This window comes from Polaromonas sp. (assembly GCF_013817205.1).
Lineage (GTDB): Bacteria > Pseudomonadota > Gammaproteobacteria > Burkholderiales > Burkholderiaceae_C > Polaromonas.
Genome location: NZ_JACDDD010000002.1, coordinates 62,395 through 76,448, shown reverse-complemented (window position 1 = coordinate 76,448; position 14,054 = coordinate 62,395). Strand labels below are relative to the sequence as shown.

Below are 14,054 nucleotides of genomic sequence, written 5' to 3'. Positions count from 1 at the left end.
GTACCCGCATGAGCACCCCCTTACCACCGTCCTCTCCTGAATTTGCCCCCGCCAACATCGAGGCTTGGGGCAAGGCCGCGGCGAAGTCCGCACCGGGAGGTGACCTCGGCGCCCTCAACTGGGAGACACCGGACGGCATTACGGTCAAGCCGCTGTACACGGCCGACGACGTCAAGGACCTGCCGCATGCCAACACCCTGCCGGGTTTCGAGCCCTTCATTCGCGGCCCGCAGGCCACGATGTACGCCGTGCGCCCTTGGACCATCCGACAGTACGCTGGGTTTTCAACCGCAGAAGAGTCGAACGCGTTTTACCGCAAGGCTTTGGCCGCAGGCGGACAGGGCGTCTCGGTGGCTTTTGACCTCGCCACGCACCGTGGTTACGACAGCGACCACCCGCGCGTGACCGGCGACGTCGGCAAGGCCGGCGTGGCCATCGACAGTGTGGAGGACATGAAAATCCTGTTCGACCAGATCCCACTCGACAAGGTGTCGGTTTCGATGACCATGAACGGCGCGGTGCTGCCGGTGCTGGCCGGGTATGTGGTGGCGGCTGAAGAGCAGGGTGTCGCGCAGGATCAACTCAACGGGACGATCCAGAACGACATCCTCAAAGAGTTCATGGTGCGCAACACCTACATCTTTCCCCCGGCGCCCAGCATACGCATCATCGGCGACATCATCGAGTACACGGCAAAACACATGCCGAAGTTCAACTCGATTTCCATTAGTGGTTATCACATGCAGGAAGCCGGTGCGAACCAGGCGCTGGAGCTGGCTTTTACCCTGGCGGACGGCAAGGAGTATGTGAAGACGGCCGTTGCCAAGGGCTTGGACGTGGACGGCTTTGCCGGGCGCCTGAGCTTCTTCTGGGCCATCGGCATGAATTTTTATCTGGAAGTGGCCAAGATGCGCGCCGCGCGCCTGCTCTGGTGCCGCATCATGAAGGAATTCAACGCGAAAAACCCCAAGAGCCTGATGCTGCGCACCCACTGCCAGACCAGCGGCTGGAGCCTGACCGAGCAGGACCCCTACAACAACATCGTGCGCACCACCATCGAGGCCATGGCGGCAGTCTTTGGCGGAACGCAAAGCCTACACACAAACAGCTTTGACGAGGCGATTGCGCTGCCCACCGAGTTCTCCTCGCGCATTGCCCGCAACACCCAGCTCATCATCCAGGAAGAAACGCATATCCCGCATGTGATCGACCCCTGGGCCGGCAGCTACATGATGGAAAAGCTCACGCAAGACATGGCCGATGCGGCCTGGGCCATCATTGCTGAGGTAGACGCCATGGGCGGCATGACCAAGGCCGTGGATAGCGGCTGGGCCAAGCTCAGGATCGAGGCGGCGGCCGCTGAAAAGCAGGCGCGCATCGACAGCGGCAAAGACGTGATTGTCGGCGTCAACAAGTACAAACTCAAGACTGAAGACGCGATTGAAACCCGCGACATCGACAACGTGGCAGTGCGAGAGGGCCAGATCACGCGGCTCAAGGCTATCCGTGCCAGCCGTGACAGCGCGGCGGTACAGGCGGCGCTGGACGCGCTGACGACTGCCGCCGAAAAGGGCGACGGCAACCTGCTGGACCTCAGCATCCAGGCCGTTCGCCTGCGCGCTACAGTCGGTGAGGTGAGTGATGCACTGGAAAAAGTTTACGGGCGCCACCGCGCCGATACCCAAAAGGTGACTGGTGTGTATGCTGCTGCTTATGACTCGGCCGAAGGCTGGGAAAATCTCAAGACCGAGATTAATGCCTTTGCTGAAGCCCAGGGGCGGCGCCCGCGCGTGATGATTTCCAAACTCGGCCAGGACGGCCACGACCGCGGCGCCAAGGTGGTGGCCACGGCGTTTGCCGATCTGGGTTTTGACGTGGACATGGGCCCGCTGTTCCAGACCCCCGAAGAATGCGCGCGCCAGGCGATTGAAAGCGACGTGCACGCGGTGGGCGTCAGCACCCTGGCTGCCGGCCACAAAACCCTTGTGCCCGCGATCATTGCCGAGCTTAAAAAGCAGGGTGCAGACGACATCATCGTGTTTGTCGGCGGCGTGATTCCGCGGCAGGACTACGAGATGCTTTACGAAGCAGGCGTCAAAGGCATTTACGGCCCGGGCACACCGATCCCGGCCAGCGCCAAGGACGTGCTGGAGCAGATCAAGGCTGCGTTGAAGTGATTCCGGATGAACTGGCGGATGTGATTCTTCACGGCGATGCAGCGAGGCAGCGCCGCGCCATCGCCAAAGCCATCACGCTGCTCGAATCGACCCGCGCCGATCACCGCGCGCAAGGCGACGAGTTGCTGACCGCTTTGTTGCCGCATACCGGCAAGGCCTTCCGCCTTGGCATCAGTGGCGTGCCCGGCGTCGGCAAATCAACCTTTATTGAAGTGCTGGGTCTGCACCTGATTGAGCAAGGCCACCGGGTGGCGGTGCTGACCATTGACCCATCTTCCAGTGTTTCGGGGGGGTCCATCCTCGGCGACAAGACACGTATGGAAAAGCTGTCGGTGCATGAAAAAGCCTACATACGCCCCAGCCCAGCCAGCGGCACCTTGGGCGGTGTGGCCGAAAAAACGCGGGAAGCCATGCTGGTCTGTGAAGCTGCAGGTTACGACATCGTCATTGTCGAGACCGTGGGTGTAGGACAGAGCGAAACCGCAGTGGCCAACATGACCGACATGTTTGTGCTGATGCAGTTGCCGAACGCCGGCGACGACCTGCAGGCCATCAAGAAGGGCGTGATGGAACTCGCGGACCTGGTGGTCATCAACAAGGCCGATCTGGATGCCGACGCCGCCACCCGCGCAGAGGCGCAGATCTCCAGCGCCATGCACTTGTTCGGCCACCACGGGCATTCCACGCATGCAAAACATGATCAGACCCTGTGGCACCCGCGGGTCATCCAGCTCAGCGCACTGCATAGCAAAGGTATAGACACTTTCTGGAGCGCGATCACCGATTTCCGCAAGCTGCAAGCCGCCAATGGCAAACTCGATTCGCGTCGCCGACAGCAAGCCCTGGCATGGATGTGGGAGCGCGTCGAGGCGGGGTTGAAGCAGGCCTTTCACGGGCACCCGGCCGTGCGCGCCCATCTGCCTGAAGCTGTTGACAGTGTTCTCGCGGGCCGTGCCGTGCCATCTGCTGCCGCGCGCAAGATGCTCAGCCTTCTTTTCCCAGGTAAGCCATGAACGGCGACGATTTGCAGCGCATACGGACATCGACCGGCTGGCGCCAGCACCGCACCGAAGTCATCCGGCTTGCCGGTGGCACTGTGGTGGTGAAAGGGCAGCGGCCTGCACGGGCGCCCGGCGGCGCTGGCGCATTGCGTCTGCTGGCGTCTCTGACGGGCCTGTCACTTGTGAAGCCGGCACCGGCACCCGGTGGCGCTGACGGCCAAGCGATCGAAGTAGGGCGCCTTGCCGCGTTGCGCGCTGCCGGCCTGCTGGCACCGCAGGTGCTGCATGTGGACCCGGAATTTTTTGTCATGGAGTTCCTGGCAGGGCCCAACATGGCGCAGGCCATGGAGGATGAGCCCGCCAAGGCCTTGTTGCTTTGGCAGCAGGGCCTGCAGGCGGTACTGGTGCTGCACGCCCAAAAGCAGTACCTGAGCCAGGCCTTCGCGCGCAACTTCATTTTGTCGCCGCAGGGCGTGGCCGCTATTGACTTTGAAGACGACCCCGCGCAGGCGATGCCCTTGCTGCAGGCGCAGGCACGAGATTGGCTGCTTTATTTGCAGTCCACCGTGTGGCTGCTGCCTGCCGATGCGCGAGCATTTGCGCAGGCGGCGTGGAAGGACACCATCGCCGAAGAAACCCCGGCCGTTACCGCTGCGCTGCGGGCCGCCGTGGGCCGCCTGAGCTGGATGCGGCATCTGTCATCTCGCCGCAAGCCCTGGGGCCGCGACATCATCAGCGCGCAAGCTGCTGCCGCTTTTCTTCACGACTGGGCCCGGTCGACGAACCCCCGGCAACCCTCCTGACCATCCCGGAGCTTTTATGCAAGACATTCTTGAACAACTGGAAAAGAAACGTGCTGCCGCACGCTTGGGTGGCGGACAAAAACGCATAGATGCGCAGCACGGCAAGGGCAAACTGACGGCACGCGAGCGGCTGGAGCTGCTGCTCGACGAAGGCACCTTCGAAGAATGGGACATGTTTGTCGAACACCGTTGTACCGACTTTGGCATGCAGGATAACCGGCCGCCCGGTGACGGCGTGGTCACAGGCTACGGCATGATCAACGGCCGGCTGGTGTTTGTGTTCAGCCAGGACTTTACGGTTTTCGGCGGTGCCCTGAGCGAGGCGCATGCCGAAAAAATCTGCAAGGTGATGGACCAGGCCATGAAGGTCGGCGCGCCCGTCATCGGCCTCAATGATTCAGGCGGTGCCCGCATCCAGGAGGGTGTGGCCTCGCTCGGCGGTTATGCCGACGTGTTCCAGCGCAATGTGATGGCCAGCGGCGTGGTTCCGCAGATCAGCATGGTGATGGGGCCCTGTGCTGGTGGCGCCGTGTATTCGCCGGCGATGACCGACTTCATCTTCATGGTCAAGGACAGTTCGTACATGTTCGTGACAGGCCCCGAGGTGGTGAAAACCGTGACACACGAGGAAGTCACTGCTGAAGAGCTGGGCGGCGCCACCACCCACACAACAAAAAGCGGTGTCGCCGACCTGGCCTTCGAAAACGATGTCGAAGCGCTCTTGATGTTGCGCCGCCTCTACAACTACCTGCCGCTGAACAACCGCGAGAAAGCGCCCGTCCGCATGTCAGGCCCCAACGCCGACCCGGCCGGCCGTATGGACCTGAGCCTGGACACCCTTGTGCCGGAAAACCCGAACAAGCCCTATGACATGAAGGAGCTGATCACCAAAACGGTGGATGACGGCGACTTTTTTGAACTGCAGCCCGAGTACGCCAAAAACATCATCATCGGTTTTGCGCGCATGGAAGGCCAGAGCGTGGGCATCGTCGCGAACCAGCCGCTGGTGCTGGCCGGCTGCCTGGACATCAAGAGCAGCATCAAGGCGGCACGTTTTGTGCGTTTTTGCGATGCCTTCAACATCCCGGTCATCACCTTTGTCGATGTGCCCGGTTTCATGCCCGGCACCAGCCAGGAGTACGGCGGCATCATCAAACACGGCGCCAAGCTGTTGTATGCCTACGCCGAATGCACCGTGCCCAAGATCACCGTCATCACGCGCAAGGCTTACGGCGGCGCATACGACGTGATGAGCTCCAAACATTTGCGCGGCGATGTCAACTTTGCCTGGCCCAACGCCGAGATCGCCGTCATGGGCGCCAAGGGCGCGGTCGAGATTATCTTCCGCGAAGACAAGGGTGATCCGGCCAAACTGGCTGCGAAAGAAGCCGAATACAAGGCGCGTTTTGCCAACCCCTTTGTCGCCGGCGCGCGCGGTTTCATCGACGACGTGATCCTGCCGCACGAAACCCGCAAGCGGATTTGCCGCTCGCTGGTGATGCTCAAGGACAAAAAGCTTGAGAACCCGTGGCGCAAGCACGGGAATATACCGCTGTGATCACGCGCGCAAGTTTGGTGTACGCGCTCGCCCTGACAATGGCACTGGGTTGGGGCGCCCAAGCACAGTCCGGGCGTATCGATTTTCCCGCTGCAGACGCACCGTTCACCAATGCGGCTGTGGTCCACGGTACGCTTGCAACACGGGCCCAATGCGCCGGGACGGCCAATGCTGTCTGGGCGCAGCCCGAAGGCGAATCTGGAGAGTGCATCCGCTACTGGCATGCCGGGTTGAACAACATGACCAACAACCGGGCTCTGTTCTTCTTCTCGGGTGACATGCTGGTTGGCAACACGGTGTTCAGCGGATACGAAGGCCAGACGCCCGCACGCATCCAGGCCACGATTGACGCTGTCCCGGCACGCCTGGGCGTGCCGTATGTGTTCGTAGCCCGACCGGGGACCTACGGCTCTTCGGGGGAACACAAGCAACGTCGGCGCAGGGCCGAGGCGCTGCTCATGTCGGCGGCACTCGACGAAATCAAGAAGCGGCATGGCCTTGGCGAACTCGTGCTTGCCGGCTTGAGCGGAGGCGGACATGTGGTGGCTTCGCTGCTGGGTTACCGTTCAGACATCGTCTGCGCCGTGCCGACGTCGTCCGTGTCGTCCCCGAAAATGCGGATGCAATTGCGTGGCTGGACCATCGATGCGACCGGCTACAGCGATTCTTACGAACCCATGGACAACCTGCGCAAAGAGGCCATGCATCCAGCGCTGCGCGTGTTTGTACTCGGTGATCCAGCTGACAGGAACGTTCCCTGGACCGTGCAGACCGCACTGGCCGACAGGTTGCGGATGATCGGTGTGCAGGCACATGTGCTGACAGCCGAAGCTACCGATCCAGACCGGCATTTCATCCTGCAGTCGGCCCTGCTCGTGGGGTCGATGTGTTTGCTCGACCGGAGCACCGAACAAATTCAACAACGCGCTGCCCAGGGCCTCAAAGGCTAGGTCCAACGAACCGTACCAGATGGGAATCTCATGTTCAAAAAAATATTGATCGCCAACCGCGGCGAAATCGCCTGCCGCGTCATCCTCACCGCCCGCAAGATGGGCATCAAAACCGTCGCGGTTTATTCCGACGCTGACAAGGACGCGCGCCATGTCGAACTGGCGGACGAAGCCATCAACATCGGCCCGGCGCCCAGCCGCGAAAGTTATCTGCAGGCCGACAAGATCATCGCCGCCTGCAAACAAACCGGCGCGCAGGCGGTGCATCCGGGTTATGGCTTCCTCAGCGAAAACGCCGGCTTTGCCAAACGTGTCGAGGAAGAGGGCATTGTGTTCATCGGCCCCAAGCATCATTCGATTGCTGCCATGGGTGACAAGATCGAATCCAAGAAGCTGGCGGGTTCGACGGGCGTGAACTGCATCCCTGGCGTCAACGACGCGATTGAAACGGCCGAGAAGGCAGTGGAGATTGCCAAAGGTATTGGTTACCCGGTGATGATCAAGGCCAGCGCTGGCGGTGGTGGCAAGGGCTTGCGCGTGGCTTTTAACGACAAGGAAGCTTTCGAGGGCTTCACCAGTTGCCGCAACGAGGCGCGCAACAGCTTTGGTGACGACCGCGTTTTTATCGAGAAGTTTGTCGAGGAGCCGCGCCACATCGAGATCCAGCTGATTGGCGACAGCCATGGCAATGTGATTTACCTCAACGAGCGCGAGTGCTCCATCCAGCGCCGTCACCAGAAGGTGATTGAAGAGGCGCCGTCACCGTTCATCAGCGATGCGACGCGCCAGGCCATGGGCGAGCAGGCGGTGGCGCTGGCCAAGGCTGTCAAATACGAAAGCGCCGGCACCGTGGAGTTTGTGGTGGGCAAGGACCAGAGTTTTTACTTCCTCGAGATGAACACGCGCCTGCAGGTCGAGCACCCGGTGACGGAATGCATCACCGGCCTGGACCTGGTGGAGCTGATGATCCGTGTGGCGGCCGGCGAGAAGCTGCCGCTGGCGCAGAAGGAGGTGCAGCGCAATGGCTGGGCCATTGAGTGCCGCATCAATGCGGAAGACCCTTTCCGCAGCTTTCTGCCGTCCACCGGTCGGCTGGTGCGCTTCCAGCCGCCGAAAGAAACCATGTTTGCCGCAGATTCCTCGCAGTTGTACGGCGTGCGTGTCGATACCGGCGTGCAGGACGGCGGCGAGATTCCGATGTTTTACGACTCGATGATTGCCAAGCTCATCGTGCACGGCAAGGACCGCGCCGAGGCGATTGCAAAAATGCGCGAGGCGCTCAACGCCTTTGTGATTCGTGGCATCAGCAGCAACATCCCTTTCCAAGCTGCTTTGTTGGCACACCCCAAATTTGTGGCGGGTGACTTCAACACCGGCTTCATCGCCGAGAACTACAGGCAGGGCTTTCATGCCGAAGACGTTCCACACGCCGACCCGGACTTCCTGGTGGCGCTCGCGGCTTATGTGAACCGGCGCCTGCTGGGGCGCGCGGCGGGCATCAGCGGCCAGTTGCCCGGACATGGTGTGACTGTTGGCGAAAAATTCGTGGTGATCGGCCTCGGCGCAGCCGGCGCCGACGTCCGGCATCCGGTCGTGGTGCGCGACTTTGAAGCCAAATCGGGCTCCAGCCGAATAGACACGGGCGCGAGCAGCTATGAAATATGTAGCAACTGGCACTTGGGAGGCGCCCGGATCCGCGGCACCGTCAATGGGCAGCCTTTCGCCGCACAGGTCGAGCGCGGCGTGGGCCGCAACCCGCTGGCGATCCGCATTGCGCACGATGGCACGCGGCTGGATGCGCTGGTGCTGTCGCCGCGCGCAGCGCAACTGCATGCGCTGATGCCCTACAAGGCGCCGCCCGACATGAGCCGTTTTGTGCTGTCGCCCATGCCCGGCCTGCTGGTCGAAGTCGCAGTCCAGCCGGGCCAGAAGGTGCAGGCGGGTGAACGCGTGGCAGTGATCGAGGCCATGAAGATGGAAAACGTGCTGTTCGCCACCGCCGATGGTGTGGTGGGCAAGGTGTTGGCCGGCAAGGGTGAGTCGCTCAGCGTCGATCAGCCGATTGTGGAGTTTGTCTAGAAATATGGCCCCCACGCTTGTCACTGCGTGTACTGCGCTGCCCCCCGAGGGCCGCTGCGCCTGCGGCCCGGCAAAGCCGGTTCCGCGGCCCCGGCTTGAAAAGAACGCCTGTGTGTTCGTGAGGAAAAACAGAATGATGCGTCCCTTTAAAGTGCTGGGTATCCAGCAAATCGCCATTGGCGGGCCTGACAAGACACGCCTGCAAAAGCTGTGGGTGGAGATGCTGGGCCTGGAGGTCACCGGCACCTTCCGCAGCGAGCGAGAAAACGTCGATGAAGACATCTGCGCCATCGGCAGCGGCCCGTTCAAGGTCGAGGTGGATCTGATGCAGCCGCTGGACCCGGACAAAAAACCGGCCGTGCACAACACCCCGCTGAACCACGTTGGCTTGTGGATCGATGATTTGCCGAAAGCCGTGGAGTGGTTGACGGCACAGGGCGTGCGCTTTGCGCCCGGCGGAATCCGTCAGGGGGCGGCAGGTTTTGACATCTGCTTTTTGCACCCCAAAGCCAGCGAAGAGTTTCCCATTGCCGGGGAAGGCGTGCTGATTGAGCTGGTGCAGGCGCCGCCCGAGGTGGTGACGGCCTTTGCCAGGCTGCAGGGTGCGCCTGCCTGACGGACTGAGGGACCCGCGAGCCCCAGACTGAGGGATTCACCCGAGAGCGCTTCGTGGCAGGCGGGGCGTAAACTGGTCAGGCCTCCTGACCCGGTGGTGTTGCAGCGGGGCGAAGGAGCCAGCGTTTTGCAGCCAACCAACGTAGCCAATCCGTCCTATTTTCACAAGGTCGTCGATTGCCAATGGGCTTGTCCCGCCCATACCCCCGTCCCCGAATACATACGCCTGATAGGCCAGGGCCGCTACAGCGACGCCTACATGGTCAACTGGGTGTCGAACGTGTTTCCGGGCATTCTGGGCCGCACCTGCGACCGCCCCTGCGAGCCGGCATGCCGCCGCAGCCGGGTCGAGGAAAACAACGGCGAGCAGCCGGAACCGGTCGCCATCTGCCGATTGAAGCGCGTGGCGGCCGACATGAAGAACGACGTCCGCCAGCGCATGCCCAAACTCGCGCCCAAAAACGGCAAACGGATTGCCTGTATCGGTGCCGGCCCGGCGTCGTTGACGGTGGCGCGCGACCTGGCGCCGCTGGGCTACGAAGTCACGGTGTTCGAAGGTGAGGCCAAGGCGGGCGGTTTTATCCGCACGCAGATCCCGCGCTTTCGCCTGCCCGAATCAGTGATTGACGAAGAAACCGGCTACATCCTCGATATGGGTGTTATTTTCAACAGCGGCCAGCGGATTGAATCAATGAGGGGCCTGTTGACCCAGGGGTATGACGCGGTGTTTGTCGGCTGCGGTGCGCCGCGCGGGCGCGACCTGAAGCTGCCGGGCCGCAGCGACATCAAGGAAAACATCCACATCGGCATCGACTGGCTGGCGTCCGTGTCTTTCGGTCACATCACCAGCATAGGCCAACGCGTGATTGTGCTGGGTGGAGGCAATACGGCCATGGACTGCTGCCGGTCCGCGCGGCGCCTGGGGGGCACCGACGTCAAGGTGATCGTGCGCAGCGGCTTCGACGAGATGAAGGCCTCACCCTGGGAAAAAGAAGACGCCCAGCATGAGGGCATTCCCATCATCAACTTCCATGTGCCCAAGTCGTTTGAGCACAAGCAGGGCAAGCTGACCGGCATGACTTTTGAGGTGGTCAAAGCGGTGTATGACAGCCAGGGCAAGCGCAGCCTGGTGCCGACGGGCGAGCCCGATGTGCTGGTCGAATGTGATGCCGTGCTGATTGCGGTGGGCCAGGAAAACGCCTTTCCCTGGATAGAGCGTGACTGCGGCATTGCCTTTGACGAGTGGGGTTTGCCGGTGCTGGAGAAGGAAACCTTCCAGTCGAGTTTGCCCAATGTTTTTTTTGGTGGCGACTCTGCCTTTGGCCCAAAAAACATCATCACCGCGGTGGCACACGGGCACGAGGCGGCGGTGTCGATTGACCGCCTGCTCAACGGCGAAGATATCGCACGCCGGCCTGACCCGATGACCAACCTGATGTCCACCAAGATGGGCATACACGAGTGGAGCTACGACAACGATACGTCCAACGATCCCCGCTTCAAGGTGCCCTGGGCCAAGGCGGAGATTGCGCTGGCCAGCATTCGCGTCGAGGTGGAGCTGGGGTTTGACGCTGCAACAGCCTTCAAGGAGGCAGGGCGCTGCCTGAATTGCGATGTGCAGACGGTGTTTGCGACGCCGGCCTGCATCGAATGCGACGCCTGCGTGGACATCTGCCCGATGGACTGCATCAGCTTTGTGCCCAACGGCGACGAGGAAGATTTGCGGACGCGGCTGAAGGCGCCGGCTCTCAACCTGACGCAGGACCTGTATGTGTCGGGCGAGCTCAAGACCGGCCGTGTCATGGTCAAGGACGAAGACGTTTGCCTGCATTGCGGGCTGTGTGCGGAGCGTTGCCCGACCGGCGCCTGGGACATGCAGAAGTTCTTGCTGAACACCACGCAGGCCGGGCCGTCGTGCAGGGACAGGAGCGCCAACAGCGTGGAGGCACGGGCATCATGAAAAGAATCGAAGCCGTCAACGACTTTGTCATCAAGTTTGCCAACGTCAATGGTTCCGGCTCGGCTTCGGCCAACGAACTGTTTGCCAAGGCCATTTTGCGCATGGGGGTGCCTGTCAGTCCACGGAATATTTTCCCCAGCAACATCCAGGGCCTGCCAACCTGGTACGAAGCGCGGGTGAGTGACAAGGGCTACCAGGGCCGGCGTGGTGGCATTGACATGATGGTGGCCATGAATCCGCAGACCTGGGATGCCGATGTCGCCGAACTGGAGCCGGGCGGCTACCTGTTTTACGACAGCACGCGGCCCATGCCCCCGGAAAAATTTCGCGAAGACATTCATGTCATCGGCATGCCTCTGACGGAAATCTGCAACGCCGTCTATAGCGATCCGCGCCAGCGCCAGCTTTTCAAGAACATTGTGTATGTCGGCGCGCTGTCGGTGCTGCTGGAAATTGAACCCGAGGTGCTGGAAAAACTCTTCGGTGAGCAGTACAAGGGCAAGGAAAAACTGCTGGCGTCGAATGTGCAGGCCCTGCACTTGGGGCGTGACTTTGCCAGCGAGCATCTACAGGGCCCGCTGGGCATCCGGGTCAAGCGCAGCAACCAGGTGGGTGACAGGATTTTTGTAGACGGCAATAGTGCTGCTGCGCTAGGCTGCGTTTACGGCGGTGCCACTGTGGCGGCCTGGTACCCCATCACGCCGTCTTCGTCGGTGGCCGAGGCCTTCCAGTCCTACTGCGCCAAATTCCGGGTGGATCGCGCAACAGGCCGCAACAACTACGCCATCGTGCAGGCCGAAGACGAGATCGCCTCCATCGGCATGGTGGTGGGCGCAGGCTGGAACGGCGCGCGCGCCTTTACCGCCACCTCGGGCCCGGGCGTGTCGCTGATGACAGAGTTTCTGGGCCTGGCCTACTTTGCCGAGATACCGGTCACCATCATCAATGTGCAACGTGGCGGTCCGTCCACCGGCATGCCCACGCGCACCCAGCAGGCCGACCTGATCTCCTGCGCCTATGCATCGCACGGTGATACCAAACACGTGATGCTGCTGCCCGAAGACCCGCACGAATGTTTTGAACATGCGGCCGCGGCGCTGGACCTGGCGGAGCGGCTGCAGACGCCGGTGTTCCTGATGACCGACCTGGACATCGGGATGAACCAGCGCCTGTGTGAGCCCTTTGCTTGGGACGACAGCCGCAGCTACGACCGGGGCAAGGTGATGAGCGCCGAAGAACTGGAAGCCGGCAAGGATTTTGGTCGCTACAAGGACGTGGACGGCGACGGCATTCCGTGGCGGACCCTGCCGGGCACCCATGCAAGCAAAGGCAGTTATTTCACGCGCGGAACCACACGCAACGCCTATGCGCAGTACTCCGAGCGCGGGCCGGACTACATCTACAACGTCCAGCGGCTGCTGAAAAAGTTTGAAACCGCGGCAACGCTGGTGCCGCAGCCGGTGCTGCGCAATGCAAAGCGCAAGACCCCGTTGGGCGTCATTTACTTTGGTTCTACAAGCCCGGCGATGAACGAGGCGCTGGATGTGCTGGGCGAGGCCGGCATTGATCTGGACGCCATGCGGCTGCGCGCCTTTCCGTTCCCGGATTCGGTCGCGCAGTTCATTGCCGCGCATGACAAGGTGTTTGTGGTGGAACAGAACCGCGACGCGCAGATGCATTGCCTGCTGGTCAATGAGTTGGACATTGATCCGGCGCGCCTGGTGCGGGTGCTGCACTACGACGGCACGCCCATCACCGCGCGATTTATCACCAAGGCCATTACCGAGCACGTGAAAACGCAGATGGGCAGTCCCCAACAACAAGACCAGCAAGGCAAGGAGCGTGTGGCATGACTTACCTGGCCAAACCCCGCTTGCACCATCCGTCGCTTACCGTTAACAAGGTCGGCTACACGCGGCGCGACTACGAGGGAAAAATCTCCACGCTGTGTGCTGGCTGCGGGCATGACTCCATCTCTGCGGCCATCATCCAGGCCTGCTGGGAGCTGGATATTGAGCCGCACCGGGTTGCCAAGCTGTCGGGCATCGGCTGCAGCTCCAAGACGCCCGACTACTTTTTGGGTGCGTCGCACGGCTTCAACACCGTGCACGGGCGCATGCCTTCGGTGTTGACGGGCGCCAACCTGGCCAACCGCGATCTGCTGTACCTGGGGGTTTCCGGCGACGGGGATTCGGCGTCCATCGGCCTGGGTCAGTTTGCCCATGCGATGCGGCGCGGCATCAACATGGTCTACATCGTTGAAAACAATGGTGTGTATGGCCTGACCAAGGGCCAGTTTTCGGCCACCGCAGACCAGGGCTCCAAAAGCAAGAAGGGCGTGGTTAACAGCGACAGCCCGGTGGACCTGGTGGCGCTGGCGCTGCAACTGGGTGCCACCTACGTGGCGCGCGGATTTTCGGGGGACAAGGCGCAACTGGTGCCATTGATCAAAGGCGCCATTGGCCATGGCGGTGCGGCCTTTCTCGACGTCGTCAGCCCTTGCGTGGCTTTCAACAACCATGCGGGCAGCACCAAAAGTTATGACTATGTGCGCGAGCACAATGAGGCGGTCAGCCGTATTGATTTCATCAGCGCACGTGACGAAATCACGGCAAGTTATGCCCCCGGGGAGGTCATCGAGGTGGTGCAACACGACGGTTCCAGCCTGCGTTTTCGGAAGTTGCAGGAAGACTACGACCCGACGGACCGCTTTGCTGCACTGAGCTACATGAACGCCCACCAGGCGCGTGGCGAAGTGGTGACGGGCCTGCTCTACGTTGATCCGCTGGCCACAGACCTGCATGTGGCGCTCAACACCAGCGACACGCCGCTGAACAAGTTGGGAGTCAATCAACTGAGCCCGGGGGCCGAAGTGCTGAATAAACTCAATTCGTCACTGCGCTAGGAGGCC

10 protein-coding genes are annotated in these 14,054 nt (G+C 61.6%); all 10 read left to right on the top strand.

The window, feature by feature from the left end:
- The first annotated feature begins 8 nt into the window (after positions 1 to 8).
- The 10 genes from scpA (at position 9) to H0W47_RS00885 (ending at position 14,048) form a co-directional block, all read left to right on the top strand.
- Entirely contained in the window at positions 9 to 2,177 is a 2,169-nt protein-coding gene (scpA, locus tag H0W47_RS00930; RefSeq protein ID WP_296919491.1) for a methylmalonyl-CoA mutase, read from the top strand.
- Positions 2,174 to 3,190 carry a methylmalonyl Co-A mutase-associated GTPase MeaB gene (gene meaB / locus H0W47_RS00925; protein WP_296919490.1) on the top strand — a complete coding sequence of 339 codons (1,017 nt, stop codon included), beginning with the start codon at positions 2,174 to 2,176 and terminating at the stop codon, positions 3,188 to 3,190. Before scpA ends, meaB begins: the two co-directional genes overlap by 4 nt.
- Positions 3,187 to 3,981 (top strand): hypothetical protein, encoded by a 795-nt coding sequence (locus H0W47_RS00920; protein ID WP_296919489.1) that lies wholly within the window; start codon positions 3,187 to 3,189, stop codon positions 3,979 to 3,981. The genes meaB and H0W47_RS00920 overlap by 4 nt, the downstream gene beginning before the upstream one ends.
- 16 nt (positions 3,982 to 3,997) lie before the next feature.
- The gene (locus tag H0W47_RS00915; RefSeq protein ID WP_296919488.1) at positions 3,998 to 5,539 is read left to right on the top strand and encodes an acyl-CoA carboxylase subunit beta; all 1,542 of its coding nucleotides are present in this window, start codon (positions 3,998 to 4,000) and stop codon (positions 5,537 to 5,539) included.
- Between the two features lie 38 nt (positions 5,540 to 5,577).
- Complete coding sequence (locus H0W47_RS00910; protein ID WP_296919487.1) at positions 5,578 to 6,489, top strand: hypothetical protein; 912 nt, start codon at positions 5,578 to 5,580, stop codon at positions 6,487 to 6,489.
- A 30-nt stretch (positions 6,490 to 6,519) separates the two neighbouring features.
- Positions 6,520 to 8,568 carry an acetyl/propionyl/methylcrotonyl-CoA carboxylase subunit alpha gene (locus H0W47_RS00905; protein ID WP_296919486.1) on the top strand — a complete coding sequence of 683 codons (2,049 nt, stop codon included), beginning with the start codon at positions 6,520 to 6,522 and terminating at the stop codon, positions 8,566 to 8,568.
- 133 nt (positions 8,569 to 8,701) lie between these two features.
- Positions 8,702 to 9,184, top strand: a complete 483-nt coding sequence (locus H0W47_RS00900) for a VOC family protein (RefSeq protein ID WP_296919485.1) — start codon at positions 8,702 to 8,704, stop codon at positions 9,182 to 9,184.
- Positions 9,185 to 9,310: 126 nt separating this feature from the next.
- Positions 9,311 to 11,143, top strand: coding sequence for an FAD-dependent oxidoreductase (locus tag H0W47_RS00895; RefSeq protein ID WP_296919483.1), 1,833 nt, complete (start codon positions 9,311 to 9,313; stop codon positions 11,141 to 11,143).
- Complete coding sequence (locus H0W47_RS00890) at positions 11,140 to 12,996, top strand: 2-oxoacid:acceptor oxidoreductase subunit alpha (RefSeq protein ID WP_296919480.1); 1,857 nt, start codon at positions 11,140 to 11,142, stop codon at positions 12,994 to 12,996. The genes H0W47_RS00895 and H0W47_RS00890 overlap by 4 nt, the downstream gene beginning before the upstream one ends.
- A complete protein-coding gene (locus H0W47_RS00885) occupies positions 12,993 to 14,048 on the top strand; it encodes a 2-oxoacid:ferredoxin oxidoreductase subunit beta (protein ID WP_296919478.1) in 1,056 nt (351 codons plus the stop codon). Before H0W47_RS00890 ends, H0W47_RS00885 begins: the two co-directional genes overlap by 4 nt.
- Positions 14,049 to 14,054 lie beyond the last annotated feature (6 nt).